This is a genomic window from Ralstonia sp. 1138, assembly GCF_040544795.1.
In the GTDB taxonomy this organism is placed as follows: Bacteria; Pseudomonadota; Gammaproteobacteria; order Burkholderiales; family Burkholderiaceae; genus Ralstonia; species Ralstonia flatus.
Genome location: NZ_JBEPKQ010000001.1, coordinates 745,400 through 768,951, shown reverse-complemented (window position 1 = coordinate 768,951; position 23,552 = coordinate 745,400). Strand labels below are relative to the sequence as shown.

The 23,552-nt window shown below is 66.0% G+C and carries 20 protein-coding genes and 1 riboswitch; of the genes, 16 read left to right on the top strand and 4 right to left on the bottom strand.

Going from position 1 to position 23,552, the window contains the following annotated elements:
* Window position 1 precedes the first annotated feature (1 nt).
* From mmsB to ABIC76_RS03320, 3 genes are read left to right on the top strand one after another with little or no spacing between them, the layout of a single operon-like run.
* A complete protein-coding gene (gene mmsB / locus ABIC76_RS03330; RefSeq protein WP_062738782.1) occupies window positions 2–895 on the top strand; it encodes a 3-hydroxyisobutyrate dehydrogenase in 894 nt (297 codons plus the stop codon).
* The gene (locus ABIC76_RS03325; RefSeq protein WP_354532963.1) at window positions 895–1,692 is read left to right on the top strand and encodes an enoyl-CoA hydratase; all 798 of its coding nucleotides are present in this window, start codon (window positions 895–897) and stop codon (window positions 1,690–1,692) included. Before mmsB ends, ABIC76_RS03325 begins: the two co-directional genes overlap by 1 nt.
* Window positions 1,689–2,840 (top strand): enoyl-CoA hydratase/isomerase family protein, encoded by a 1,152-nt coding sequence (locus ABIC76_RS03320; RefSeq protein WP_354532962.1) that lies wholly within the window; start codon window positions 1,689–1,691, stop codon window positions 2,838–2,840. Before ABIC76_RS03325 ends, ABIC76_RS03320 begins: the two co-directional genes overlap by 4 nt.
* A gap of 9 nt (window positions 2,841–2,849) precedes the next feature.
* Here ABIC76_RS03320 and ABIC76_RS03315 read toward each other — a convergent pair whose 3' ends face one another.
* Window positions 2,850–4,343: an acyl-CoA synthetase gene (locus tag ABIC76_RS03315; RefSeq protein WP_354532961.1), complete on the bottom strand. Its 1,494-nt coding sequence runs from the start codon at window positions 4,341–4,343 to the stop codon at window positions 2,850–2,852.
* A gap of 334 nt (window positions 4,344–4,677) precedes the next feature.
* On the opposite strand from ABIC76_RS03315, the gene ABIC76_RS03310 reads away from it, so the two are divergent.
* The 4 genes from ABIC76_RS03310 (at window position 4,678) to ABIC76_RS03295 (ending at window position 10,917) form a co-directional block, all read left to right on the top strand.
* Window positions 4,678–7,512 (top strand): xanthine dehydrogenase family protein molybdopterin-binding subunit, encoded by a 2,835-nt coding sequence (locus ABIC76_RS03310; protein ID WP_354532960.1) that lies wholly within the window; start codon window positions 4,678–4,680, stop codon window positions 7,510–7,512.
* Window positions 7,509–8,078: a (2Fe-2S)-binding protein gene (locus tag ABIC76_RS03305; protein ID WP_102065901.1), complete on the top strand. Its 570-nt coding sequence runs from the start codon at window positions 7,509–7,511 to the stop codon at window positions 8,076–8,078. The genes ABIC76_RS03310 and ABIC76_RS03305 overlap by 4 nt, the downstream gene beginning before the upstream one ends.
* 17 nt (window positions 8,079–8,095) lie before the next feature.
* Window positions 8,096–9,364 (top strand): c-type cytochrome, encoded by a 1,269-nt coding sequence (locus ABIC76_RS03300; protein WP_502947846.1) that lies wholly within the window; start codon window positions 8,096–8,098, stop codon window positions 9,362–9,364.
* Between the two features lie 117 nt (window positions 9,365–9,481).
* Window positions 9,482–9,559: riboswitch (Fluoride riboswitch) on the top strand.
* A gap of 77 nt (window positions 9,560–9,636) precedes the next feature.
* Window positions 9,637–10,917 carry a voltage-gated chloride channel family protein gene (locus ABIC76_RS03295; protein ID WP_354532958.1) on the top strand — a complete coding sequence of 427 codons (1,281 nt, stop codon included), beginning with the start codon at window positions 9,637–9,639 and terminating at the stop codon, window positions 10,915–10,917.
* Window positions 10,918–10,942: 25 nt separating this feature from the next.
* Here ABIC76_RS03295 and ABIC76_RS03290 read toward each other — a convergent pair whose 3' ends face one another.
* Window positions 10,943–11,653 carry an IclR family transcriptional regulator gene (locus ABIC76_RS03290; protein ID WP_354532957.1) on the bottom strand — a complete coding sequence of 237 codons (711 nt, stop codon included), beginning with the start codon at window positions 11,651–11,653 and terminating at the stop codon, window positions 10,943–10,945.
* Window positions 11,654–11,822: 169 nt separating this feature from the next.
* Between ABIC76_RS03290 and ABIC76_RS03285 the strand changes: the two genes are divergently transcribed.
* From ABIC76_RS03285 to ABIC76_RS03255, 7 genes are all read left to right on the top strand, one after another.
* Window positions 11,823–12,521, top strand: a complete 699-nt coding sequence (locus tag ABIC76_RS03285; RefSeq protein WP_102065904.1) for an RraA family protein — start codon at window positions 11,823–11,825, stop codon at window positions 12,519–12,521.
* Window positions 12,521–13,471, top strand: a complete 951-nt coding sequence (locus tag ABIC76_RS03280; RefSeq protein ID WP_354532956.1) for an NAD(P)-dependent oxidoreductase — start codon at window positions 12,521–12,523, stop codon at window positions 13,469–13,471. The genes ABIC76_RS03285 and ABIC76_RS03280 overlap by 1 nt, the downstream gene beginning before the upstream one ends.
* Window positions 13,472–13,476: 5 nt before the next feature.
* Entirely contained in the window at window positions 13,477–14,427 is a 951-nt protein-coding gene (locus tag ABIC76_RS03275; protein WP_354533535.1) for an SMP-30/gluconolactonase/LRE family protein, read from the top strand.
* Between the two features lie 56 nt (window positions 14,428–14,483).
* Window positions 14,484–15,854: an MFS transporter gene (locus ABIC76_RS03270; protein ID WP_502947832.1), complete on the top strand. Its 1,371-nt coding sequence runs from the start codon at window positions 14,484–14,486 to the stop codon at window positions 15,852–15,854.
* Between the two features lie 76 nt (window positions 15,855–15,930).
* On the top strand, window positions 15,931–17,256 hold the full coding sequence (locus ABIC76_RS03265) for an MFS transporter (RefSeq protein WP_354532954.1): 1,326 nt from the start codon (window positions 15,931–15,933) through the stop codon (window positions 17,254–17,256).
* Window positions 17,257–17,258: 2 nt separating this feature from the next.
* The gene (locus ABIC76_RS03260; RefSeq protein WP_354532953.1) at window positions 17,259–18,191 is read left to right on the top strand and encodes an amidohydrolase family protein; all 933 of its coding nucleotides are present in this window, start codon (window positions 17,259–17,261) and stop codon (window positions 18,189–18,191) included.
* Window positions 18,192–18,340: 149 nt separating this feature from the next.
* A complete protein-coding gene (locus ABIC76_RS03255; protein ID WP_354532952.1) occupies window positions 18,341–19,549 on the top strand; it encodes an ABC transporter substrate-binding protein in 1,209 nt (402 codons plus the stop codon).
* Here ABIC76_RS03255 and ABIC76_RS03250 read toward each other — a convergent pair.
* Window positions 19,533–20,336 carry an AraC family transcriptional regulator gene (locus tag ABIC76_RS03250; protein WP_354532951.1) on the bottom strand — a complete coding sequence of 268 codons (804 nt, stop codon included), beginning with the start codon at window positions 20,334–20,336 and terminating at the stop codon, window positions 19,533–19,535. The two genes, ABIC76_RS03255 and ABIC76_RS03250, sit on opposite strands and share 17 nt — an antisense overlap.
* Before the next feature lie 95 nt (window positions 20,337–20,431).
* Between ABIC76_RS03250 and ABIC76_RS03245 the strand changes: the two genes are divergently transcribed.
* Both ABIC76_RS03245 and ABIC76_RS03240 read left to right on the top strand, forming a co-directional pair.
* Window positions 20,432–20,728 (top strand): hypothetical protein, encoded by a 297-nt coding sequence (locus tag ABIC76_RS03245; protein WP_102065911.1) that lies wholly within the window; start codon window positions 20,432–20,434, stop codon window positions 20,726–20,728.
* A gap of 79 nt (window positions 20,729–20,807) precedes the next feature.
* Window positions 20,808–22,112, top strand: coding sequence for an O-acetylhomoserine aminocarboxypropyltransferase/cysteine synthase family protein (locus tag ABIC76_RS03240; RefSeq protein WP_354532950.1), 1,305 nt, complete (start codon window positions 20,808–20,810; stop codon window positions 22,110–22,112).
* A gap of 21 nt (window positions 22,113–22,133) precedes the next feature.
* On the opposite strand, the gene ABIC76_RS03235 is transcribed toward ABIC76_RS03240, so the two are convergent.
* Window positions 22,134–23,510: an amino acid permease gene (locus ABIC76_RS03235; protein ID WP_354532949.1), complete on the bottom strand. Its 1,377-nt coding sequence runs from the start codon at window positions 23,508–23,510 to the stop codon at window positions 22,134–22,136.
* Window positions 23,511–23,552 lie beyond the last annotated feature (42 nt).

Genomic DNA, 23,552 nt, shown 5'->3' with positions numbered 1-23,552 from the left:
CATGAAAATCGCATTCATCGGCCTGGGCAACATGGGCGCCCCGATGGCGCGCAACCTGCTCAAGGCGGGCCACGCGCTGACCGTCTTTGATCTGAATACGCAGGCCGTGGGCGCGCTGGTGGAAGCCGGTGCCATGGCCGCCGCGTCTCCCAAAGACGCTGCGACAGGCGCGGAAACCGTGATCACCATGCTGCCCGCCGCCGCGCATGTACGCCACGTGCTGACGGCGGAAGACGGCGTGCTGGCGGGCATTGCCAAGGGCGTGCCCATCATCGATTCGAGCACCATCGACCCGGCCAGCGTGAAGGCGTTTGCCGCGCTGGCGGCCGAGCACGGCAACACCTTTGTCGATGCGCCGGTCTCGGGCGGCACGGGCGGCGCGGCGGCCGGCACGCTGACGTTCATGGTGGGCGGCACCGCACAGGCGTTCGAGCAGGTGCGTCCGGTGCTGTCCGCCATGGGCAAGAATCTCGTGCATTGCGGCGACACCGGCGCCGGCCAAGGCGCGAAGATCTGCAACAACCTCGTGCTCGGCATCACCATGGCCGGCGTGGCCGAAGCCATGTCGCTGGGCGAAGCGCTGGGCATCGACCCGAAGGTGCTGGGCGGCATCATCAACACGTCGACGGGCCGGTGCTGGAGTTCGGATACCTACAACCCGTTCCCGGGCGTGATCGAGACCGCGCCGTCGTCGCGCGGCTATACGGGCGGATTCGGTACCGACCTGATGCTCAAGGATCTGGGCCTGGCAGGCGATGCGGCAAAGTCCGTCCGTCAGCCGGTCTACCTGGGCGCGTTGGCGCAGCAGCTCTATCAAACGGTGAGCAGCAAGGGCGATGGCAAGCTGGATTTCTCCGCCGTCATCAAGCTGTATCGGAAAGACGGAGCGGCGTGATGATCGAACTGGAAACGCTGCATGAGGGCACCGTTGCGGTGCTGACGCTCAAGCGTCCGCCGGCCAACGCGTTCACCCCGGAAGGTCTGCTGCAGCTGCAAGGCACTGTCGAGCGATTGAACGCCGATGCACGCGTACGCGCCATCGTCGTCACGGGCCACGGGCCGAAGTTCTTCAGCGCGGGCGCCGACCTCAACACCTTTGCCGATGGCAATCGCGATGTGGCGCGCGAGGCCGCTGCACGTTTCGGTGCCGCGTTCGAGGCGCTGCAGAATGCGCGCCCGGTGGTGATCGCTGCCATCAACGGCTTTGCGATGGGCGGTGGCCTGGAGTGCGCGCTGGCATGCGACATCCGCATCGCCGAGGCCCATGCCAAGCTGGCCGTGCCGGAGACGGCCGTCGGCTTGCTGTGCTGCGGTTGCGGCACGCAGACGCTGCCCTGGCTCGTGGGTGAAGGCTGGGCCAAGCGCATGATCCTGACCGGCGAGCGCGTCGATGCGCAGACCGCCCTGCGCATCGGCCTGGTGGAAGAGGTGGTGGAAACGGGCGCTGCACGCGAAGCCGCCATCGCCATGGCGCTGCGTGTAACGACGTTGAGCCCGCAGGCCGTCACCTTCAGCAAGCAGCTCATCCATCAGGCGCGCAATGGCGTGCCGCGCAGCGCGGCGCTGGCCGTGGAGCGCGAGCGCTTTGTCGATCTGTTCGACCACCCGGACCAGCGCGAAGGCGTGAACGCCTTCCTTGAGAAGCGCGCGCCGCGCTGGCATTCCACACACGAATCGGAGACGCTGCAATGAGTGCCGTCCAACTGCAGGCGGCGCCGCCCGAGGCCGCCGCTGCCGAGCCCGAGGTGTTGATGCGCGTGGTGAACCGCGTGGCCGTCATCACCTTGAACCGGCCGTCTGCGCTGAATGCGCTGTCGCACGGCATGGTGCGCCAACTGGCGACGCTGCTGGAGCAATGCCGCCATGACGACGGCATCGCCGCGCTGGTGCTGCGCGGCGCGGGCCAGAAGGGCTTCTGCGCCGGCGGTGATGTCCGCGCGCTCTATCAGCTTGCCCAACAGGGCCGCATGGACGGCGACGACGGCTGGCTGCAATTCTTCGTCGACGAATACCGGCTCGACTACGCGCTGCACCAGTTTCCGAAGCCCATCGTTGCGCTGATGGATGGCATCACCATGGGCGGCGGCATGGGCCTTGGGCAAGCCGCAAGGCTGCGTGTCGTGACCGAGCGCACGAAGATGGCGATGCCCGAAACGCGCATCGGTTTTCTGCCCGACGTGGGCGCCACGCGCTTTTTGAGCGTGATGTCGCCGGAGCTTGAGCTGTATGTCGGTCTGACAGGCGTGACGCTGACCGGTGCCGATGCGCTGCATTGCCACCTGGCCGATGTGTGCGTGCCTGCCGAATGGCTTGCCTCGTTCGAAGACCGGCTGCAGCGCATGCCGCACGATGGCGACCTCATGCAAGCGCTGCGCCGCGTGTTCGAGCCGCCGTGCAACGTCGTTCCGCACGCGCCGCTTGCACAGGCGATGCCATGGGTGCTGCGCTATTTCGACCGGCGTTCTTCGGTCGATCGCATTGTGGCCACGCTGCGAGAGAGCCTCGAGCGCGAATCGGCACGCGAGCCGCGCCAGTGGCTGCAGGCGACGCTTGACGCCATGACCACGCATTCGCCAACGATGCTGCATGTCACGCGCGAAGCGTTGCTGCGGGGGCGGCAGTTGTCACTGGCGGAATGCTTCCAAATGGAACTGGGCATCGTTGCGCGCGGAATCCAGGAAGGCGATTTCTGCGAAGGTGTGCGCGCGCATCTGGTGGACAAGGATCACCGGCCCGGCTGGGCGCCGGCCACGCTGCCGCAGGTGCGGCCCGAGCGGGTGCGGCATTTTCTGACGTCGCCCTGGCGGGCGGAGGTGCACCCGTTGGCGGGGCTTGGTTGAGTCCGGCGATTAAACGCGTCGCTGCCGGTCGCCCCACCACGCATCGCGCAGCCGGCGCTTGGCGATCTTGCCGTTGTCGTCGCGCGGCAGTGCTGTGGTGAATTCAATCTGGCGCGGGATCTTGAAGCCTGCAATCTGCCCGCGCAGCCATTCGATCACGGGTTCGGCCTGCGGGTCTTTGCGTTCGGTCTGCACCACGGCGACGAGGCGCTCGCCGTATTCATCGCACGGCACGCCAAAGACGGCGCAGTCGACCACATCGGGGTGGCGCAGCAGCGCATGTTCGATCTCGGCCGGGTAGATGTTCACGCCGCCTGAGATGACCATGTCCGATGCGCGGTCGCACACATACAGGTAGCCGTCGGCATCGAGATAGCCCATGTCGCCGAGCGTGACGAGGCCGTCGCGTTCGATCTTGCCGCGCGCCTCGTCATTGCCGCGGTAGGTGAAGTCGGGGTAGGCGGGTTGATGGCTGTAGATCAGGCCGATCTCTCCGGTGGCGCAGGGCGTGCCGTCTTCACGCAGGATGCGCACGCGTGCATCGCACACCGGGCGGCCGGCGCTGCCGGGGCGGGCGGCTGCGTCGCGCGGGTCCATCACCGTGATCATGCCGGTTTCGCTCGACGCATAGGTTTCATAGATGACGGGGCCGAGCCAGTCGATCATCTTGCGTTTGATCTCCGGCGCGCACGGTGCACCAGTGGACGCCACGAAGCGCAATGAGGACAGGTCGTAGCGGCTGCGCTCTTCGTCCGTCAGTTTGAGCAGGCGCACATACATGATCGGCACGAGGTAGACGGTGTCGATGCGGTAGCGCTCGATCTGCTCGAGCACGCGCAGCGCATCAAAACGCGCGTTGACCACCAGCAGCTCCGCCATCTGCGCGGCTTGCTGGGCGAAGAGGCTCGGCGCGCTGTGATAGAGCGGCGCCGGCACCAGCGCACGGCAGCCCGGCACGATACCGAACGTGGCCGCCACCACGGCACGTGCCTTCTGCAGATGCGCGTCGAGCTGGTCGAGCGGCACGGCCTGACGTACCACGCCCTTGGGCCGCCCGGTGGTGCCCGAGGTATAGGCCATGTGCCCGCGCGGCGATACCAGCGGCCCGTCGTACGGCGTCTGCAGCGCAAGCCAGTTGGCATAGCCGTCGGCACGGTCGGTGCCTTCGGCGTCCACGCGCAGCAGCTGCACATGGGCCGGCAGCAGCGGTTCCGCCGCGTCGACAAGATCGCGATGGCCGATCACTACCTTGGCGCCCGAATCGCGCACGAGGAATTCCACCTCGGCGGGCGTGAAGTGCCAGTTGATCGGGCAGAAGTAGCACCCCGCGATGCGGCAGGCGTGCATCACGTCGATGTAGGCCGGTGCATTGCGCAGCAGCACGCCGATCACGTCGCCTTCCTGCACGCCCATGCGGCGCAGACCGCCGGCAAGGGCGGCACCGCGTGCGAGCAGCGTATCGGCATCGGTGGGGCGGTCGTCGAAGATCAGGTGGGCGGTCATGCGTGTCTCCTGCGCGAGGTCTCTGGTGGACGGCTGCTGAATCCATGCAGCATGCCGGATCGGGCAGCCTTGAACAATCCACGGCCAATTGCGCACACTGGTGAATGCAATTGGACAACACGGGCCCCGGCGGTGCGAGCGATGAGGCCGATATGCTGCGCATGCACAAGATCATGCCAAGGCAGATAACGGGCCCCGAATAACGGGTATTCACGCCTTCGCCTTGTTTTGCGGCAACGCGCGAACCAAAATCGAAAGAGGCGCAGCCGCTTGCAACCCCCGCACCTGGCCGCCTCCTCTTTCCCCACATCATCCTCCCCTCGAGGAAGAATTCATGCCGCTTACCCATCCGTCACGCCGCGCTTTTCTCAAAGCGACCGTCGTGGCTGGCGTCTCGGTGGTCATCGCACCGCTGGGCGGCCGCGCATTTGCGGCCCTGTTTGAAGAAAAGATCCTCACGCCTGTCCAGTGGGACCCGAAGACAGGCACGCCCAAGTTCCGCATCGACGGCATTGCCAAGGTGACGGGCGACAAGGTCTTCGCACGTGACATCCGCTCGCGCGACATGCCGCACTGGCCGCAGCAGCAGTCGCACGCGTTCATCCTGCGCACCACGCTGGCCGATCGCACGTACGAAGGTTTCGACCTGAGCCTGCTCGGCGACGCGCTCAAGCCCGATCGTGTGGTGACCGCAGACGACCTGGCGCGCGATGGCGTCGCCTTCCCTGCGTTCTACGGCGACGACATGCTGCTGCCCACCGGCAAGACGCCCGCCTACCTGGGCCACGCCGTCGCCATCCTGATCTATCACGACTTCGCGCGCTTCCGTTTTGCGAAAGACAAGCTCAAGTTCCAGGACAAGATCATCCGCTACGGCGCGCAGATGGGGCCGCTCGAGCGCGATCCATGGGGCACCTTCCGCTTTGTGCGCGTGGGCGGCGCAGGGCCGTATGACGATGACGTGTTCTCCAGCCTGAAGAACGCGCCGATCTTTCCGAGCATGATGCGCAAGCACGAGCCCGTGTGGCCCGACGGCGTGGATCACGGCAAGCTGGGCGAGCAGGGCATCTTCTACGCCAACCAGATCGCCGCAGAACTCGACAAACCGCCTGCGGACTGGCTGGTGCTCGAACGCGAGTACAACACGCAATCGGTCGATACCGCCGCGCTGGAAAACGACAACGCCAACTGCTGGTACGACAGCACCACGCAGACCTTGCATATGATCGTGCCCACGCAAAGTCCGGTAGAGGTGGGCGAGAGCGCGGCCGAGATGATCGCCAAGGCCCGCGGTGCGTTCCCGGTGAAGCAGGTGATCGTGCATCCGTGCTACACGGTCGGCTACGGCTCGAAAGACCATTACAACTTCCCGTTCTACGGCCTGGTGACGGCGCTGTATGCCGACGGCAAGCCGGTGCGTCTGGCGAATGACCGCTACGAGCAGTTCCAGACTTCCATCAAGCGGCACGCATTCAAGATGCGGTACCGCATCGCGGTGGACAGAAAGACCGGCCTGTTCCAATCGTTCCAGGGTCACTTCGAGGCCAACGGCGGCGGGCGTGCCAATTTCTCGCCGTCCGTCGCGATGGTGGGCGCAACGGCCGCGCAGTCGATCTACTACTTCCCGAAGAACGACCTGACTGCCGTGGCGATTGCCTCCCGCGCCATCGACGCGGGCTCGGCGCGCGGCTACGGCACGCTCCAGAGCATGGCCGCGACCGAAGTGATGGTCGACGAGTTTGCCGAGCAATTGAAGCTGGACCCGATCGAGTTCCGCCTGAAGAATGCGCTGCGTTCGGGCATGAAGAACACGCAGGGCGCGATTCCCGCCGGCGCCATCCGCGTGGATGAAGTGCTGCAGGCGGCCAAGGTGCATCCGCTGTGGGTGAATCGCGCGAAGAAGAAGGCCGAGTTTGAAGCAGCCAACCCTGGCAAGCGCTACGGCGTTGGGTTTGCGTGCGTGCAGAAGGATTTCGGCACGGGCGCCGAGGCGTCGTTCGCCAAGGTGGAAATCCGCGCCGATGGGCAGATCACGCTGCACCACGTGGCAGCGGAAATCGGCACCGGCATGTCGACCTCGCAAGCCGTGGCCGTGGCACGCTGGCTGGGCCGCCCCGCAGCGGAAGTGCGCGTGGCGGTGACGGACTGGGCGGACCTGCCCGTTGTCACCAGCGGCGACCCGTACCTCATGAGCCAGGCCGATCAGGACAAGGCATCGGCCAACCCGCGCTGGTCTCCGGCATATGCGTCGCCGTCCAGCGCGACCAACTCGGCGTATTACTTCACGCACAGCACGCGTGAGGCGGCGCGCATCGTCTTCATGCATGGCCTGTGGCCGGCGGCGATGGCGATCTGGAGCCAGGGCATCGGCGGCGGCCAGGCGGCGTCGCTCGTGGTGCGCGTGGAAGACGCGCGCTGGGTCGACGGCAAGCTCACGGCCGGTGGCCTGGAGGCGCTGCCCTACGAGCAGATTGTCAAGAAGGCGCACGAGCTGGGCCTGGTGACGGGCGCGGTGGTGCACGTGTTCAACCGCTGGCAATGGTCGGAGGCCGATTTCGAAGTCAACGGCGCAGCCACGCGCGTGCCGATCGACGGCTTGTCCGTGCGCTACGGCGACGGGGCCGACGCGGCGCGCAAGGCCAGGATGACCACGCCGGGCGGGTATCACGTGCTGGACCGCAAGAAGGTCTTCATCGCGCCTACGCAGCGTAACAACGCGTCGGTCACGTATTACAGCGCGGTGGGCACGCTGGTCGAACTGTCGGTGCACGAAGCGAGCGGCAAGGTCGATCTGCTGTCGCACCACACGATCATGGAGTGCGGCACGCAGATCTCGCCGCAGCTGGTGTCGGGGCAATTGCAGGGCGGGCTCGCCATGGGCATCGGCCACGCGCTGCATGAAGCGCTGCCGCTGTACGAAGATGGCCCAGGCAACGGCACGTGGAACTTCAACCGCTACCACCTGCCGCGTGCGAAAGACGTGGCCGTGTGGACGCAGACCGGCACGGTGCTGCCGCCGGTGTCGGAAACCGATCCGCCCAAGGGCATTGCCGAAGTGGTGATGATCCCGGTGGTGGGCGCCATTGTGAACGGCATCGCGCATGCCATCGGACACCGCTTCACCAGCCTGCCAGTGACCGCGGAAAAGATTCAGGAGGTACTGGCATGAGCGACACGACCATCACGACCATCACGACACAACCGCTCACCGTTCATATCAACGGCAAGGATGTCGGCCCCACGCAAGTGCCCGAGGGCCTGATGATGATCGACTTCCTGCACGAATACGCCGGCCTGACCGGCTCAAGGCTCGGCTGCGGGCAGGGCGTGTGCCGCGCCTGCACGGTCATCCTCGACAAGCCGGACGGCACCAGCGAAGAAGTGCGTACGTGCATTACCGGCGCGCATTTCTTCCAGAACAAGAAGGTGCGCACGGTGGAAGGGCACGCCAAGCGCGATGAGAAAGGCGAGGTGGTGTCGCTCACGCTCGTGCAGCAGAAGTTCCTGGAGCACTTCAGCTTTCAGTGCGGCTATTGCACGCCGGGCTTCGTCAACGGGGCGACGGTGCTGGTGGAGCGCCTTAAACGCGAGCCGGTCGCGCGCGACAAGCTTGACGAGACGATCACCGAAGCGCTGAACGACCACATCTGCCGCTGCACCGGCTACGTGCGCTACTTCGAGGCCGTGAAGGACGTTGTCCTCAGCACGCCCGGGCTCGTCAAGGACGGCAAGTGATGGCCATGGCTGAACTGATGCACTTGGCTCAATGGACGCGAAAGGCGCTGCTGCCGCTGCTGGCCGCCGCGGCGTTGTCTGCCTGCGGTGACCGCTCCGCCGATATCCCGCCCGCCGCCGACCAGCCGCCCCCGGCCAAGCTGACCGGCGCCGACCTGATCAATCGCGGCCGCGCCCTCGTGCGCGCGGCCGACTGCGCAGCCTGCCACACCGCCAAGGACGGCGCGCCGTTTGCGGGCGGCGTGGCGCTGGCCTCGCCGTTCGGCACCTTCTACGGCACGAACATCACGCCCGACAAGGAACAGGGCATCGGCAAGTGGAGCGCGGACGATTTCTACAAGGCGCTGCACGACGGCGTGACGCCCGACAAGCACCTGTATCCGGCGATGCCGTACACGTCGTATCGCGGCCTGTCGCGCGGCGATACCGATGCGATGTACGCCTACCTGATGCAGCAGGTGAAGCCGGCTGCCGTTGCCAACCGCGAGCATGAGTTGCGCTTTCCGTACAACATCCGCATCGCCATGGCGGGCTGGAACGTGTTCTTCCTGAAGAACGCGCTGCCCGATGCATCGGTGGGCAACCCAGCAGCGTGGCAGCGTGGCCGGTATCTGGCCAACGCGCTGGGCCACTGTGCGGAATGCCACAGCCCGCGCGGGTTTGCCGGTCAGCTCGATGCCGGCAAACCGCTTGCCGGTGCGGCGCTGGGCCGTGTGGTCGCGCCGGATATCACACCTGCCGGTCTGGCATCACGGGGTTGGACGCAGAACGACCTGCAGACGTTCTTCAGTGTGGGCATCGCGCCGCAAGGCTCGGCGTTTGGCGAGATGTACCCGGTCGTCCACCTGAGCACGCAGTACCTCAGTCAGGCCGATGTGGCGGCACTGACGACGTATCTGCTGGGCGACAAGGCGCCTGCGCCGCAGCCGCTCAAGCCGGTGGCCGCCACGCCTGAGAATGTCGATCAGCTCAAGGCCGGACGCGCGCATTACCTCGCCGTCTGCGCCGGTTGCCATGGCCGCGACGGCGAAGGCAAGCCCCATGTGGCCGTGCCGATGCTGGGCAACGCCACGGTGCGCAATGCCGACGCGCATAACCTGATCGTCTCCATGCTCGACGGCATTGAAGCGCAGCGCTTCCCGGGCACGGAAGCCATGCAGGAGATGCCGGGCTTTGCGCAGATGAGCGATACGGAACTGGCCGATTTGGCCAACTACCTGCGGACGAGCTTTGGCGGGCAACCCGCCGATATCACCGCAGACCGCGTGAAGGGTTTGCGGCAGTAGGCGGCACCCCTGACGCCGGAAAAGCCCGCCCAGGCGCGATGCCCGGGCGGGCTTTTTTATGGGCGGCGCGGGTGAGCGTTCCCGGTTGTGGCAGCAACTGGCTTCGGGCACAATCTTGAGCCTTGCGGAGATGGCATGCCTCCCTTAACCGCCGGGCTGCGGATGACGCGTCCGGCTGATGATGCCTACAAGTTCCTGGACGAAGGAAGTTGTAGGCACACGCCCAAACGACGTTCTGTCGCTCAGGTTTGAGTTCTTCGAATCTGGCCATCATGAAGAAAATGGTTACACGCTCCGAGCCGCTGCTCATGTTCGGGTATCTGCTGCGCTGGCTCTCATTGGGGGCGCTTGTCGGCATGCTTGCGGGCTTGGGCTCCGCGGTATTGCTGCTGGCGCTGGACTGGGCGACCGACACGCGCATGGCCCATCCTTGGTTGCTGTGGTTCCTGCCCGTGGCGGGCCTTGCCGTCGGCTTGCTCTATCACTACACGGGGCGCTCGGTGGAAGGCGGCAACAACCTGCTGATCGATGAGATCCACGACCCGAAGCGCGTCGTGCCCAGGCGCATGGCGCCGCTTATCCTGCTGGGCACCGTTGTCACGCACCTCTTTGGCGGGTCTGCCGGGCGCGAAGGCACGGCCGTCCAGATGGGCGGCAGCTTTGCGGACTACCTCACGCGGCTGTTCTCGCTGGCCCCGGCGGACCGGCGCATCTTGCTGATGGCGGGCATCAGCGCGGGTTTCGCGTCGGTGTTCGGCACGCCGCTGGCCGGCGCCGTGTTCGGGCTGGAGGTGCTCGCGATCGGCCGTCTGCGCTATGACGCGATCCTGCCGTGCTTCATCGCGGCCATCGTGGGCGACCTGGTGCCGCCGTTGCTGGGCGTGCACCACACGCCGTATGCGATTCCGTTTGTGCCGCATCTCACGCCCGTCGCGATCGGCCTGGTCGTGGTGGCGGGCATCGTCTTCGGTCTGGCGGGCATGACATTCGCGGCGCTCACGCACCGGCTCAGCCGCCTGTTGAAGCATCGCATCGCCTTCGGGCCGCTGCGTCCGGTGCTGGGCGGCAGCGTGGTCGTGGCGGCGGCCTTGGCGCTGGGGACGGACAAATATCTCGGCCTCGGCATTCCGGTCATCGTGGATGCGTTCCACATTCCGCTGCCGGCGTACGACTTTGCCGGCAAGGCGGCGTTCACGATCGTCACGCTGGCGTCCGGCTTCAAGGGCGGCGAGGTCACGCCGCTGTTCTACATCGGCGCCACGCTGGGCAATGCGCTGGGCTACGTGCTGCCGCTGCCGTTCCCGCTGCTGGCGGGCCTGGGGTTCGTTGCCGTGTTTGCGGGCGCCGCCAATACGCCCATCGCGTCGACCTTGATGGCGATGGAACTCTTCGGCCCCGAAGTCGGCACGTTTGCCGGCATTGCCTGCGTGGTGAGCTATCTCTTCTCGGGCCACACCGGCATCTATCACGCGCAGCGCATTGGCCATGCGAAGCGTCCGTCCGAAACGGAACCGGCGGCGCAGGCTCCGGCTGAATCCGCCGGGCGCTCTTAGCGCGGAGGCGCGAGCGTGGCGTCCATCAACCGCCGTAGAAGCGCTCGCACAACGCCGCACTTGCACCAAGCTTGCGCGACAGCTCGGACGCCGCCTGCAACTGCTTCGTGACGACATCCCCAGCGGTGCGCGCCGCTTCCAGCCGGGAGGCTGCGCCCGACAGCGTCAGCGCCGCCATGAACTTGTCGCCGGAACCGAAGATGGGCGTGGCAAACGCCGCCGTGTGCTGGTCGCGCGCGCCGGAGGTGAAGAGCGGTAATTCGGGCACGCCGTCATACAGCGCTTCACCCAGCCCCCAATAACGCAGCACGTGGCTGATGGCAGTGTCGTCCAGCGGCAGCGACGTGCCAGGCAGGCGGGTCTCGCGCAGGCCTTCGGACGGCTCGGCGCGGAACAGGCACAGCCGCCGGCCGTGATCGACGACGTAGTACGATGCGCTTTCTCGCGTGGCCGCCGCCAGCGCATGCAGCACCGGCTCCACCACGGAAGACAAGTGGAACGACTGCTCGTAGAGCTTGCCGAGATACAGCAGGCGCGGTCCGAGCGAGTACGCACCGGACTCGGAGCGGGTGACATAACTCATGCGCTCCAGCGAGTTCATCAGCCGATACACCGTGGTCTTGTGCATGCCCGATGCTTGCGCCAAGGCCGCGAGTGACAGGGCCTCCGCCCCCGGCTTGAAGCAATCCAGCAAGGCCAGCGCCTTTTCTACTGCGGCAACGCCGTCATTTCCCATTTTCCGACTCCCCGAACTTCGAACGGTGAGATTGTACTGTGTACAACGCTGTTGTATCTAGCGGAAGGGTAAACGCTAGTGGATCGCCCCGCTTGCCGTCGCTATAGTGATTTCACTGAGTACACCACAGTTTTACACAGTAAAACATCAAAGTCTGAGGCAGGTTTTCATGAGTACCCTTTCACACAACACTTCCGCCATCGTTCGCGACATCGAACGCGTTTCGCCCGCGCTGGTCGAGGCGGCTGCCCGCTTCCAGGCGGCCATCCTGGCTGACGTTGCCGGCCGCCGCGGCACCTTGAACTGTCGCGTCAAACCGCTCGCGCCGACCATGAAAGTGGCCGGGCCGGCCGTCACGGTGGAGGTGCGCCCCGGTGACAACCTCGCCATCCATGCCGCCCTGGCGGTCGCAAAGCCCGGCGATGTGATCGTGGTGGACGGCAAGGGCGACCAGAGTTGCGCGCTCATCGGCGAGATCATGGCCACGCAGGCGCAGACAACGGGCATTGCCGGGTTTGTCATCGATGGCGCGGTGCGCGATTCGCATGAGCTGGCGCACGGCACGTTCCCGATCTTTTCTGCCGGCTTGAACCCGTGCGGGCCGACCAAGAGCGTGGCTGGCCGCGTGAACCTGCCGGTATCGGCTGCCGGCGCAACGGTGCACCCGGGTGACCTGGTCGTGGGCGACGCAGATGGCGTGGTCGTGATCCCGCGTGCCGACGTCGAGCGCATTCTCGTGCTCGCACAGAAAAAGGTGGACGCCGAAGCGGCCCGCATTGCGGCGATCCGCAAGGGCGATACGCGCCCCGGCTGGCTCGAGAAAGAACTGCGCGCCGCGGGCATGCTGGCCGAAGGCGAGGCACTGTAATGGGCACGACTGCAACCAAGCCCGTCCTGCTCGTCACGGCGGCTGACCTGGCACCGCAAGCCCTGGAGATGCTGGGCGATTTTGAAGTCGTGTTTGCCGGCAAGCAGCCCACCGAAGACGACATCGTCGCGCTCTGCGCGCGCCACAAGCCGGTGGCGATCATCGTGCGCTACGGCAAGATCAACGCCCGCATCATGGACGCGGCCGCCGGCAACCTGCAGGTGATCTCAAAGCACGGCAGCGGTATCGACGTCATCGATCAGGATGCCGCCGCTGCGCGTGGCATTGCGGTGCGTGCTGCAGTGGGGGCCAATGCCGCCGCCGTGGCCGAACATGCGTGGGCGCTGATCCTGGCGTGTGCCAAGTCTGTCCCGCACCTCGACGCGCGCATGCGTGCCGGACATTGGGACAAGGCAACGCACAAGTCGGTCGAGCTGGATGGCTGCACGCTTGGCTTGGTCGGCCTGGGTGCGATCGGCCGGCGGGCCGCCACGATCGGGTTGGCGTTCGGTATGAATGTCATCGCCTTCGACCCGTACGCCAAGGAGGCGCCGGCAGGCGTCAAGCTGGTGAGCCTTGGCGAGCTGTACGCGCAGTCCGATGTGGTGTCGCTGCACTGCCCGCTGACCGCCGAGAACCGCAAGATGCTGAACCGCGATGCATTCAGCTGCTTCAAGCCCGGCGCGATCCTGGTCAACACGGCGCGCGGCGGCCTCATTGACGAAGCCGCGCTGGTGGACGCGCTGGCCAGCGGCCAAGTCCGTGCAGCAGGGCTCGACAGCTTCGACGTGGAGCCGATGACGGTGCCGCACCCATTCCAGGGCGTTGCGAACATCATCCTGTCGCCGCACATCGGCGGTGTGAGCGATGCGGCCTACGTGAACATGGGCAAGGGCGCAGCGGCCAATGTGCTCGCGGTGATCGAGGAACGTGCCCGCACGGCGGCGTGATGTCCATGTTCCTGCTCTCGCCACCGGCGGTGCGTGAAGCTGAAGTCTTCACGCGCATGCCGGCCAAGTTCCGCAAGCCCGATGTCCAGACGGAATGGGCACGCGCCAATCGCGGCGGGCAAGCCACCGACTCGTTTCTCGAAGGGCCGGTGTGGTGTCCGGACGGCCGCGGCCACGGTCATCTGTATGTGACGGACATCCCGCATGGCCGCGTTTTCCGCATCTCGATGGCGGGCGATTGGGAACTGGTGACCGAATACGACGGCGAGCCCAACGGCATGAAGTTCGTCGACGATGCGCACCTGCTCATCACCGACTACCGCAACGGGCTGATGCTGCTCGACATCAAGCGTGGCGAAGTCACGCCGTATCTTGAGCGCCGCAACTCCGAGCGCTTCAAGGGCGTGAACGACCTGACGTTCGACTCCCGCGGCAACCTGTACTTCACCGACCAGGGGCAGACCGGGCTGCAAGACCCGACGGGGCGCGTCTATCGCCTCTCGCCGGAAGGCCGGCTCGACATGCTGCTCGGCAACTGCCCCAGCCCCAACGGGCTTGTGCTGTCGCCCGACGAGAAGGTGCTCTACGTCGCCATGACGCGCGGCAACTGCGTGTGGCGTGTGCCCTTACAGGCCGATGGCTCCGTCAGCAAGGTCGGCCAGTTCTTCACGTCGTACGGCCCGAGCGGCCCGGATGGATTGACGATCGACACGGCGGGGCGGCTGTTCGTGGCCAACCCCGGACTCGGCTGCGCATGGGTGCTGAACCACCGTGCGGAGCCGGACATGGTCTTGACCAGCCCCGAAGGTGCATCGCTCACGAACCTGTGCTTCGGTGGCCCGGAAATGAAGACGCTCTTCATGACCGAATCGGTGTCCGGCACGGTGCTCAAGACCGAGATGGACATCGCCGGCCCGCTGCCGCATCGGGCAAAGCAGACAAAAGCCACGACCTAGCCCCAGCTCATCGATACCCGACCCTGAGCGCTCACAGAAGCGCGATGGAGGAGACCATGCAAATGTCCCAGACCTTGAGTGCCACCACGCCAGCGCATGGCGCAGATGTGCGTCCCGCCGCCACGCTGCCCGATGCGGACTACCAGGCGAGCGAACGCACGCTGGCCAAGGCGTTCCGCCGCATCCTGCCGTTCATCTTCGCGTGCTATGTGATCAGCTATCTTGATCGCACCAACGTGGGGTTTGCCGCGCTCACCATGAACAAGGACATTGGCCTGACGGCCGAACAGTTCGGGTTCGGGGCGGGGCTGTTCTTCATCGGGTATTTCCTGTTCGAGATCCCGAGCAACCTCATCATGCAGAAGGTGGGCGCGCGCATCTGGATCGCGCGGATCATGATTACGTGGGGCATCTTCTCGATGGCCACGGCGTTTGTGGTCGGGCCCAAGAGTTTTGCGGCGGCGCGCTTTCTGCTGGGTCTTGCCGAAGCAGGCTTCACGCCGGGCATCTACCTCTACTTCACGCACTGGTTTCCGGGCAAGTGGCGCGCCAAGGTGACGGCTGCCTTCCTGGTGGGCATTCCGGTGGCGAACATGATCGGCTCACCCGTTTCCGGCGCGCTGCTCGAACTCGGCGGCCTGCATGGGCTGCGCAGCTGGCAATGGCTGTTGCTGATCGAAGGGCTGCCGGCCGTGCTGCTTGGCATCGCGTGCCTGTTCGTGCTCGCGGATCGGCCGGAAAAGGCGACATGGCTCACCGACGATGAGAAGGCCGTACTCGCGCGCCGCCTCGCCATGGAGCAACGCGACATCGCCAGCAAGCACGGCGCGACCCTGCGCGATGCCATGACCAACTGGCGCGTCTTCGTGCTGGCGTTCATCAATTTCTGCGGCATCGTCGGCTCCATCGGCGTGGGCCTCTGGATGCCGCAGATCATCAAGCAGTTTGGCGTCGAGCACACCGTGGTCGGCTGGCTGACGGCCATCCCGTATGCGCTGGGTGCGGTGGTCATGCTGTGGTGGGCCCGCACGGCGAACCGCGCGCAGAACCGCGTTCCGTATGTGGCTGCCGCGCTGGTGGTTGCAGCGGTGGCGCTGGCGGCCAGCACGGCCTTGGATGCACCGGCGCTCAAGCTCGCGGCGCTGTGCGTGACGGTGAGCGGCATCCTGGCGTTCCAGGCCACGTTCTGGGCGATTCCATCCACCTTCCTTACGGGGCGTGCGGCCGCGGGCGGCCTGGCGCTGATCGTTTCCGTCGGCAACCTCGGCGGCTTTGTCGGTCCGTCAATGGTCGGTGCCATCAAGCAGTACTCGCAGGGCTTTACGGCGCCGCTGCTAGCGGTGTCGGCTGTGCTCATCATTGGCGCACTGGCCATCGCCTGGCTGGGCGACCCGGGCGCCGATGCCGGTGAAGCCGCAACACGCTGATCGTGCGATCGCAGTACCTTTCTACCTAGACATTCAAACAGCGCCGCACAGCACCCGACGGCGCCAGGAGACACACATGCAAGTGACCGGCGGTACCGGCGTCACCGAGATCGAGCAGCGGACCCTTCGCAAGGTGGTCTGGCGGCTCGTGCCGTTTCTCATGGTCTGCTATCTGCTGGCCTTCATCGACCGCGGCAACGTGGGCATGGCCTCGCTGCAGATGAACCATGACCTCGGGCTGACGGCCCGTGTGTTCGGTTTCGGCAGCAGCCTCTTTTTCGTGTCGTACTTCTTCTTCGAGGTGCCGAGCAACCTGGCGCTGCAACGCTACGGCGCACGCATCTGGATCGCGCGGATCATGATCACGTGGGGGCTGGTCTCGGCGGCCACGGCGCTGGTGAGCGGCCCGGCCTCGTTCTATGCCTTGCGCTTCCTCCTCGGTGCTGCAGAAGCCGGGTTCTTCCCCGGCGTGCTGCTGTATCTCTCGTACTGGATTCCGGCAACGCATCGTGCGCGCATTGTGGCGACGTTCATGGTTGCAATCCCGGCGGCAAGCTTCATCGGTTCGCCCCTCTCCGCCGCGCTGCTGCAGATGGATGGGGTTGCCGGCCTGCGCGGCTGGCATTGGCTGTTCATCCTCGAGGGCATCCCCACGGTGCTGCTTGGCTTTGCCTGCTTGCGCGTGCTGACCAATCGGCCCGAGGAAGCCAAATGGCTGTCGAACGAAGAGCGCCAGTGGCTCACGAATACGTTGGCCGGTGAAGCGCGCGGGCCGAAGAAGGTTGCGCAGATGCCGCTGCTCAAGCTGTTCTGCAATCGCTACGTGCTGTGCCTCGCGCTGGTGGACGTGTGCGCATCGGCCGCCGGCAGCACGCTGTCGGTATGGCAGCCGCAGCTTCTCAAATCGTTCGGGTTGACCGTCATGCAGACGGGGCTGCTGAACTCGGTGCCGTATGCCGTGGCATCGGTGCTGATGGTGCTGTGGGGCCGCCGCTCCGACCGCCTGAAGGAGCGCCGCTGGCACACCGCCATCCCCATGCTGCTGATCGGCCTGGGCCTCTTCGGCACGTCGCTCAGCGGGTCGCTCGTGCCGACCATGGTGATGCTGTGCGCGGTGCTGGTCGGGGCCTACTCGTTCAAGGGACCGTTCTGGGCGCTGGCCTCCGGCATGCTCTCGAACAGCGCAGCCGCTGCGGGCCTTGCCACCATCAACGCGATTGCCAACCTCATCGGCGGCGGCCTGATGGTGAATGTGTACGGCTGGGTCCAGCAAGCCACCGGCAGCTATGCACTGGCGCTGATGCCGTTGGCCGTGCTGACGCTGGTGAGCGTGACGACGCTGCTGCTGTTGAGCCGCTCGACGCCGGAAGCGCAGGTGCTGAGCAAGACGGAGACCGCCTGACCATGCACGCATTCAGCAGAAGGCGGTTCCTGCAGATGGCCGGTGCCGGTGCCGTGGCGGCCGCTGTTCCGGGGCTTACCGAAGCAGAAGAGTTGTGGTCCACGGGCAGCGCCCCGCCGACGTTCAAGCTGCCGGCCGGCGCCGTGGATTGCCACATGCACATCTACGATGACCGATTCCCGAGCGCCCCAGGCACCACGCTGCGGCCGCCCAACGCGAGCATCGAGCAGTACCGCAAGGTGCAGGCGCGTCTGGGCGTGCAGCGCAACGTGGTCGTCACGCCGTCGACGTACGGAACGGACAACCGCTGCACGCTGGATGCGCTCAGGCGTTTCGGGCCCAATGCGCGCGGCGTCGCGGTGGTCGATACGTCCGTGACGGATGCCCAGCTCGCCGAGATGCACGCCGCAGGTGTGCGGGCCATCCGCTTCAACCTGAGCTATCCGGGGGCCACCACCGTCGAGATGCTCGCACCGCTGGCGTCACGCATCGGCGCGCTTGGATGGCACATCGAACTGGTCGTGCAAGGCGCGAAGTTGCCCGCGCTGGAGCCGCATCTCCTTGCGCTGCCGTGTCCGCTTGTCATCGATCACATTGCCCACGTGCCACAGCCGGGCGGCATGCAGTCCGACGCCATGCGCACCGCACAGCGCCTGGTCGACAAGGGCAACACGTGGGTCACGCTGTCTGGTCCGTACGTCGATTCCAGGACGGGTGCGCCCGCTTATGCGGATGTCGAACCCGTGGCCAAGGCCTTCATCAACATGGCGCCGGAGCGGATGCTCTGGGGCACCGACTGGCCGCATCCGACCCAGAGCGCCAACAAGCCCGACGATGCCGCGCTGCTCGATACGATGGCCGCGTGGATCGGCCGTGCGGATTGGCAGCAGATGATCTTTGTCGCCAATCCGGTCAAGCTCTACGGTTTCGCCTAGGCGGTTCCGGGCGCGGCCACTGTTGACTCCGTTTTGACAGTGTGTCCCCTCCAGCGAGGCTGTTCGTCACGATTGGCCTCGCTACCATGTCTCCCAAATGCCGCGCGCCGCAGAGCACGCGCAGACAACACAACACACCGGAGACACACATGCCCGCACGCCGCGCCATGGCTGCGATGGCCCTTGCCATTGCAGCCTCGTTTGCCCACGCCCAGGTTTCGGACGACAAGGTCAAGATCGGCTTCGTCACCGACATGTCGGGCGTGTATGCCGATCTGGATGGCCCCGGCGGGCTGGAAGCCATCCGCATGGCGGTGGCCGACTTTGGCGGCAAGGTGCTGGGCAAGCCCATCGAGATCCTTTCTGCCGACCACCAGAACAAGGCCGACGTGGCTGCCTCCAAGGCGCGCGAGTGGATCGACCGCGAAGGCGTGGACGTGCTGTTTGCGGGGCCCAACTCCGCAGCCGGTCTGGCCATGAACCGCATCGCGGCAGACAAGAAGCGCGTGTACGTCAACCTGGGCGGCGGCACACCGCGCCTGACCAACGAGGAATGCACGCCGTACACCGTCCATTACGCCTACGACACGAACGCCCACGTGCGCGGCACCATCGGCGCGCTGCGCAAGCAGGGGGTGAACGCGTGGTACCTGCTGTCAGTGGACTACGCCTTTGGCAAGGACATGGACGCCGAATCGCGCCGCGTGATCTCGGCGGGTGGCGGCAAGGTGGTGGGCGGCACGAGGCACCCGCTGGGTGCGCCCGACTTCTCGTCCTACCTGCTGCAGGCCCAAAGCTCCGGCGCGCAAGCCGTGGCCCTGGCCAACGCGGGCGGCGACACCATCAACGCCATCAAGGCCGCCAAGGATTTTGGCCTCGACAAGAAAATGCGCGTGGTCGGCCTGGTCATGACCATCGACGAAATCCACGCGCTGGGCCTGCAGACCGCCCAGGGCATGCAGCTGATCGACCCGTGGTACTGGAATGCCAGCGAGGCCGCGCGCAAGTTCGGCGAACGGTTCTATGCCAAGTTCAAGAAGATGCCGAGCGCACTGCAAGCGGCAGACTACTCGGCCACGCTCACCTATCTGAAGGCCGTGCAGGCAGCCGGCACGGATGATTCCGACCGCGTGATGGCCAAGCTCAAGTCGATGAAGATCGACGACATGTACACCCAGGGCGGCTACGTGCGCGCCGACGGCATGATGATTCACGACATCTACCTGTTCGAGGTCAAGAAGCCGTCGGAGTCGGCGCGGGCCTGGGATTACTACAAGCTTGTGCAGACGATTCCGGGTGAGCAGGCGTTCAATACGCTGGCGGAGCCGGCTTGCGCGATGGTCAAGAAGTCAATGTGAGCCCGGCGCATCCGCCGGCGGCGTATCGGCCCGGCGTGATGCCGAACGTTGCGCGAAACCGCGCGATGAACGCGCTGACGTTGTCGTAACCGAGATCGAGCGCCACCGTTGTCACCGGTGCGCCGGCCGCCAGCCGTTCCAGTGCGCACATCATGCGCAGCCGGTGGCGCCACGTCTCGAACGCGTAGCCCGTCTCCCCGGCAAATCGCCGGGTGAGCGTGCGCGGGGCCACGGCGGCCCAGTCGGCCCATTCCTGCAGGCGTCGGGTATCGGCAGGATCGGCAATGAGCGCATCGGCGATCTTGCGCAGTCGCGTGTCGACGGGCATCGGCAACGCGGTGGCCGCCGGTGTGAGCGCGCGGATTTCATCGGCAATCACTGCCGCGATGCGCTGCTGCTTGGGATCGAGCGGCGCGTCCGTCCACGTCGCTGCGCGTGCGATGGCGGCGCGCAGCAGCACAGACATCGACAGCGTGCAGGGGGCGCCTGGCAAGTCTTCGCATGCATCGGGCGCAAGGTAGACGGCCCAGCCGACGAATGGCCCATGCGTTTGCGCACCGTGCGTGACGCCGGGCGGAATCCATACCGCTTGCGCTGCAGGCACCACACAACGGCTTGCGCCCGTCTGCACGGTCAATACGCCAACATCCGTTCCGAACAACTGCCCGCGCGCATGACTGTGGGGTGCGGTCGCACGCGGCGCGGCGCTAGCCTGGTCCACCGCGTAAATCCATCGACCACCGGCCGAGTGCACGCGCGCGGCTGGAAGAAGGGGTTTGGAAGGCATGGCTCAAAAAGCGTATTGATTGGCGGTAATCACGGAGTGACGCCAAGCTACCCGCTCTACAGTGGCGTGGTCAATGACCCAGGAGCACATAGACCATGCGTCCAGAAGATGTTCTTCCCGACACCGCCAGCCATGCCGACTTCGATGGACTGACCATCCGCAAAGGCACGGTGGCCGCCTTCCTGGCCAACGCGCAGGCTTGGCTGAATCCCGACATCGATTGCGCCCAGCGTGCCGAGGCGGCGCAGTTGATGCGCGAGGCGGTTCCCGCGCTCGATGCCCTGGGCGTATTCGCCATCCTGGAGGTGCGAGACGCCGCGCTGCGCGCGTTGATCGCGCGCTGGCAGACGGAGTGCGCTGCAGGGGGCGCGCACGAGGGGCGGAACGCATAACCAAAGACAAAAACGGTCGTTCGCACGCTGAAGGGCACACCCTATGCTCGCCGGAGATCAATCCTCCGGAGACGCAACGATGACGCAGCAATCGCTGACCACAGCCCCTGCCTGGAAACTCGACACCGTGGCCGTCCACGGCGGCTACAGCGCGGACCCGACGACCCGCGCCGTGGCCGTGCCGATCTACCAGACCGTTGCGTTCGCATTTGACGACACGCAGCACGGCGCCGATCTGTTCGACCTGAAGGTACCGGGCAACATCTACTCGCGCATCATGAACCCGACCAACGATGTGCTGGAGAAGCGCATCGCCGCGCTCGAAGGCGGCATCGGGGCGCTTGCGCTGGCGTCGGGGCAGGCGGCCGTTACGTATGCGATCCAGACGATTGCGGAAGCCGGCGACAACATCGTCTCGACCAGCACGCTGTACGGCGGCACCTACAACCTCTTTGCGCACACGCTGCCGCTGTCGGGCATCACCACGCGGTTTGCGGATCCGCGCGACCCCGCTTCATTCGAAGCGCTGATCGACGACCGCACCAAGGCCGTCTTTGCCGAGACCGTTGGCAACCCGCTCGGGAACATCACCGACATTGCCGCGCTGGCCGAGATCGCGCACCGCCACGGCGTTCCGCTCATCGTCGACAACACGGTGCCGACCCCGTACCTGGCGCGGCCCTTCGAACATGGCGCCGACATCGTCGTGCATTCGCTGACGAAGTACCTGGGCGGCCACGGCACGAGCCTGGGCGGCGCGATCGTCGATTCGGGCAAGTTTCCGTGGGCCAAGCACAAGGCGCGCTTCAAGCGGCTGAACGAGCCGGATGTCAGCTACCACGGTGTCGTCTATACGGAAGCGCTCGGCGATGCGGCGTATATCGGCCGCGCCCGCGTGGTGCCGCTGCGCAATACCGGCGCGGCGCTGTCGCCGTTCAACGCGTTCCTGATCCTGCAGGGCATCGAAACGCTGGGCCTGCGCATCGACCGCATCACGCAGAACGCGGCGCAGATCGCCCGGCATCTGCGCGGGCATGCCAAGGTGGAGTGGGTCAACCACGCCAGCCTGGACGATCACCCCGACCACGGGCTCGTGCACAAATACCTGTCAGGCAAGGCGCCGGGGCTGCTCACGTTTGGCGTGAAGGGCGGCTTTGCTGCCGGGGCGCGTTTTCAGGATGCGCTGCAGTTGTTCACGCGGCTGGTGAACATTGGCGACGCCAAGTCGCTGGCAACGCATCCGGCGTCGACCACACACCGGCAGCTGTCTGAGGCCGAGCTTGCCAAGGCCGGCGTGCGGCAGGAGACGATCCGGCTGTCGATCGGCATCGAGCATATCGATGATCTGCTGGCCGATCTGGATCAGGCGCTGGCGCGCGCCTGAAGCCGGGGCGCGGTCAGGCGTTCACTGCCGGCCGCGCACCCACCCGAACACCACCGCTAGCACCACCAGAAACGGCACACCCACCACCAGCGTCATCCGGAAATCGGGCATCCAAGCGGTGCTCACGATGATGACCGCCATGGCGATGGCGCCAAGCGTGGTCAGCACCGGAAAACCCCACATGCGAAAGCGCAATGCGCGACCCTCGCGCTCGGCGGCCCGCCGGAAGCGCAGGTGCGTCACAAAGATGACGAGCCACGTAAACAGCGCACCGAACATCGCCAGCGACATCATCAGCAGGAACGAGTGCCCCGGCAGCACCACGCTCAGCACGGCCGCCAATGCCGCACCCGAACTGGACACCGCCAGCGCGCGCAGCGGCACGCCGCGTTGGCTCACCGCGCCCAGCGCCTGAGGTGCCTGCCCGCCGCGTGCGAGGCTGAACAGCATGCGCGTCGATACATACAGCTGTGCGTTCATCGACGACAGCGCCGCGGTGAGCACCACGAAGTTCATCACGCCGGCGCCCCCGGCTATGCCGAGAATTTCCATCACCCGCACGAAGGGGCTCTTGCCGGTGCCGGCCTGCTGCCACGGCACGACGGCGAGCATCAGCGCGAGCGTGCAGAGGTAGAAGAACACCAGCCGGAACAGCGTTGAGCGGAAGGCGCTGGTGGCGGCGGCTTCGGGCTCGCGAGCCTCGCCGGCGGCCACGGCAATCAGCTCGATGCCGAAGAAGCTGAAGATGCTGACCACCGCGCCAAACCACACGCCATTCCAGCCGTGCGGCAGGAAGCCGCCCGCGCTCACGTAGTTGTGAAAGCCGATCGGGCCGCCGTCGGGTGCGCGATAGATGGCGTAGCTCGCCACCGCCAGAAACGCGACGATGGCCACCACCTTGATCATCGAGCACCAGTATTCGGCCACGCCAAACACGTCGACGCTGCTCGCATTGATCCACACAAGCACGGCCGAGAACCCGACGATCCACACCCACGCCGGCACGCCCGGAAACCAGTACGCCATGTACACCGCCACCGCGGTCACTTCTGCACCGATGACGAAGACGACGGCCGCCCAATACGCATAGCGCACGAGGAAGCCGGCCAGCGGGCTCACGTAGTGCTCGGCATAGGCGCCGAAGGAGCCGGTGGTCGGATGCGCCACCACCATTTCTGCAAGGCAGCCCATGAGCAGCAGCGCGATGAACGCCCCGATGGCGTAACTGGCGATCACGCCCGGGCCGGCCAGTTGAATGGCTGCACCGCTGCCGAGGAACAAGCCGGTGCCGATCGCGCTGCCGATGGCGATCATGGTGAGTTGCGCGGAGGAGAGGCGGTGCTGCAGGCCGCCTTCGCGTGCGGCCAGCGCTTCGAAGCTGCCGGTGGCCTTGGTCATGGTGTTGTCCTGACTGGGGAAAGGCCCGGATGATACGCCGCC

Excerpts from the sequence above, each read along its gene's own strand:
- mmsB (WP_062738782.1), top strand. The coding sequence starts at position 2 with ATGAAAATCGCATTCATCGGCCTGGGCAACATGGGCGCCCCGATGGCG.
- ABIC76_RS03325 (WP_354532963.1), top strand. The coding sequence starts at position 895 with ATGATCGAACTGGAAACGCTGCATGAGGGCACCGTTGCGGTGCTGACG.
- ABIC76_RS03320 (WP_354532962.1), top strand. The coding sequence starts at position 1,689 with ATGAGTGCCGTCCAACTGCAGGCGGCGCCGCCCGAGGCCGCCGCTGCC.
- ABIC76_RS03315 (WP_354532961.1), bottom strand. The coding sequence starts at position 4,343 with ATGACCGCCCACCTGATCTTCGACGACCGCCCCACCGATGCCGATACG.
- ABIC76_RS03310 (WP_354532960.1), top strand. The coding sequence starts at position 4,678 with ATGCCGCTTACCCATCCGTCACGCCGCGCTTTTCTCAAAGCGACCGTC.
- ABIC76_RS03305 (WP_102065901.1), top strand. The coding sequence starts at position 7,509 with ATGAGCGACACGACCATCACGACCATCACGACACAACCGCTCACCGTT.
- ABIC76_RS03300 (WP_502947846.1), top strand. The coding sequence starts at position 8,096 with ATGCACTTGGCTCAATGGACGCGAAAGGCGCTGCTGCCGCTGCTGGCC.
- ABIC76_RS03295 (WP_354532958.1), top strand. The coding sequence starts at position 9,637 with ATGAAGAAAATGGTTACACGCTCCGAGCCGCTGCTCATGTTCGGGTAT.
- ABIC76_RS03290 (WP_354532957.1), bottom strand. The coding sequence starts at position 11,653 with ATGGGAAATGACGGCGTTGCCGCAGTAGAAAAGGCGCTGGCCTTGCTG.
- ABIC76_RS03285 (WP_102065904.1), top strand. The coding sequence starts at position 11,823 with ATGAGTACCCTTTCACACAACACTTCCGCCATCGTTCGCGACATCGAA.
- ABIC76_RS03280 (WP_354532956.1), top strand. The coding sequence starts at position 12,521 with ATGGGCACGACTGCAACCAAGCCCGTCCTGCTCGTCACGGCGGCTGAC.
- ABIC76_RS03275 (WP_354533535.1), top strand. The coding sequence starts at position 13,477 with ATGTTCCTGCTCTCGCCACCGGCGGTGCGTGAAGCTGAAGTCTTCACG.
- ABIC76_RS03270 (WP_502947832.1), top strand. The coding sequence starts at position 14,484 with ATGCAAATGTCCCAGACCTTGAGTGCCACCACGCCAGCGCATGGCGCA.
- ABIC76_RS03265 (WP_354532954.1), top strand. The coding sequence starts at position 15,931 with ATGCAAGTGACCGGCGGTACCGGCGTCACCGAGATCGAGCAGCGGACC.
- ABIC76_RS03260 (WP_354532953.1), top strand. The coding sequence starts at position 17,259 with ATGCACGCATTCAGCAGAAGGCGGTTCCTGCAGATGGCCGGTGCCGGT.
- ABIC76_RS03255 (WP_354532952.1), top strand. The coding sequence starts at position 18,341 with ATGCCCGCACGCCGCGCCATGGCTGCGATGGCCCTTGCCATTGCAGCC.
- ABIC76_RS03250 (WP_354532951.1), bottom strand. The coding sequence starts at position 20,336 with ATGCCTTCCAAACCCCTTCTTCCAGCCGCGCGCGTGCACTCGGCCGGT.
- ABIC76_RS03245 (WP_102065911.1), top strand. The coding sequence starts at position 20,432 with ATGCGTCCAGAAGATGTTCTTCCCGACACCGCCAGCCATGCCGACTTC.
- ABIC76_RS03240 (WP_354532950.1), top strand. The coding sequence starts at position 20,808 with ATGACGCAGCAATCGCTGACCACAGCCCCTGCCTGGAAACTCGACACC.
- ABIC76_RS03235 (WP_354532949.1), bottom strand. The coding sequence starts at position 23,510 with ATGACCAAGGCCACCGGCAGCTTCGAAGCGCTGGCCGCACGCGAAGGC.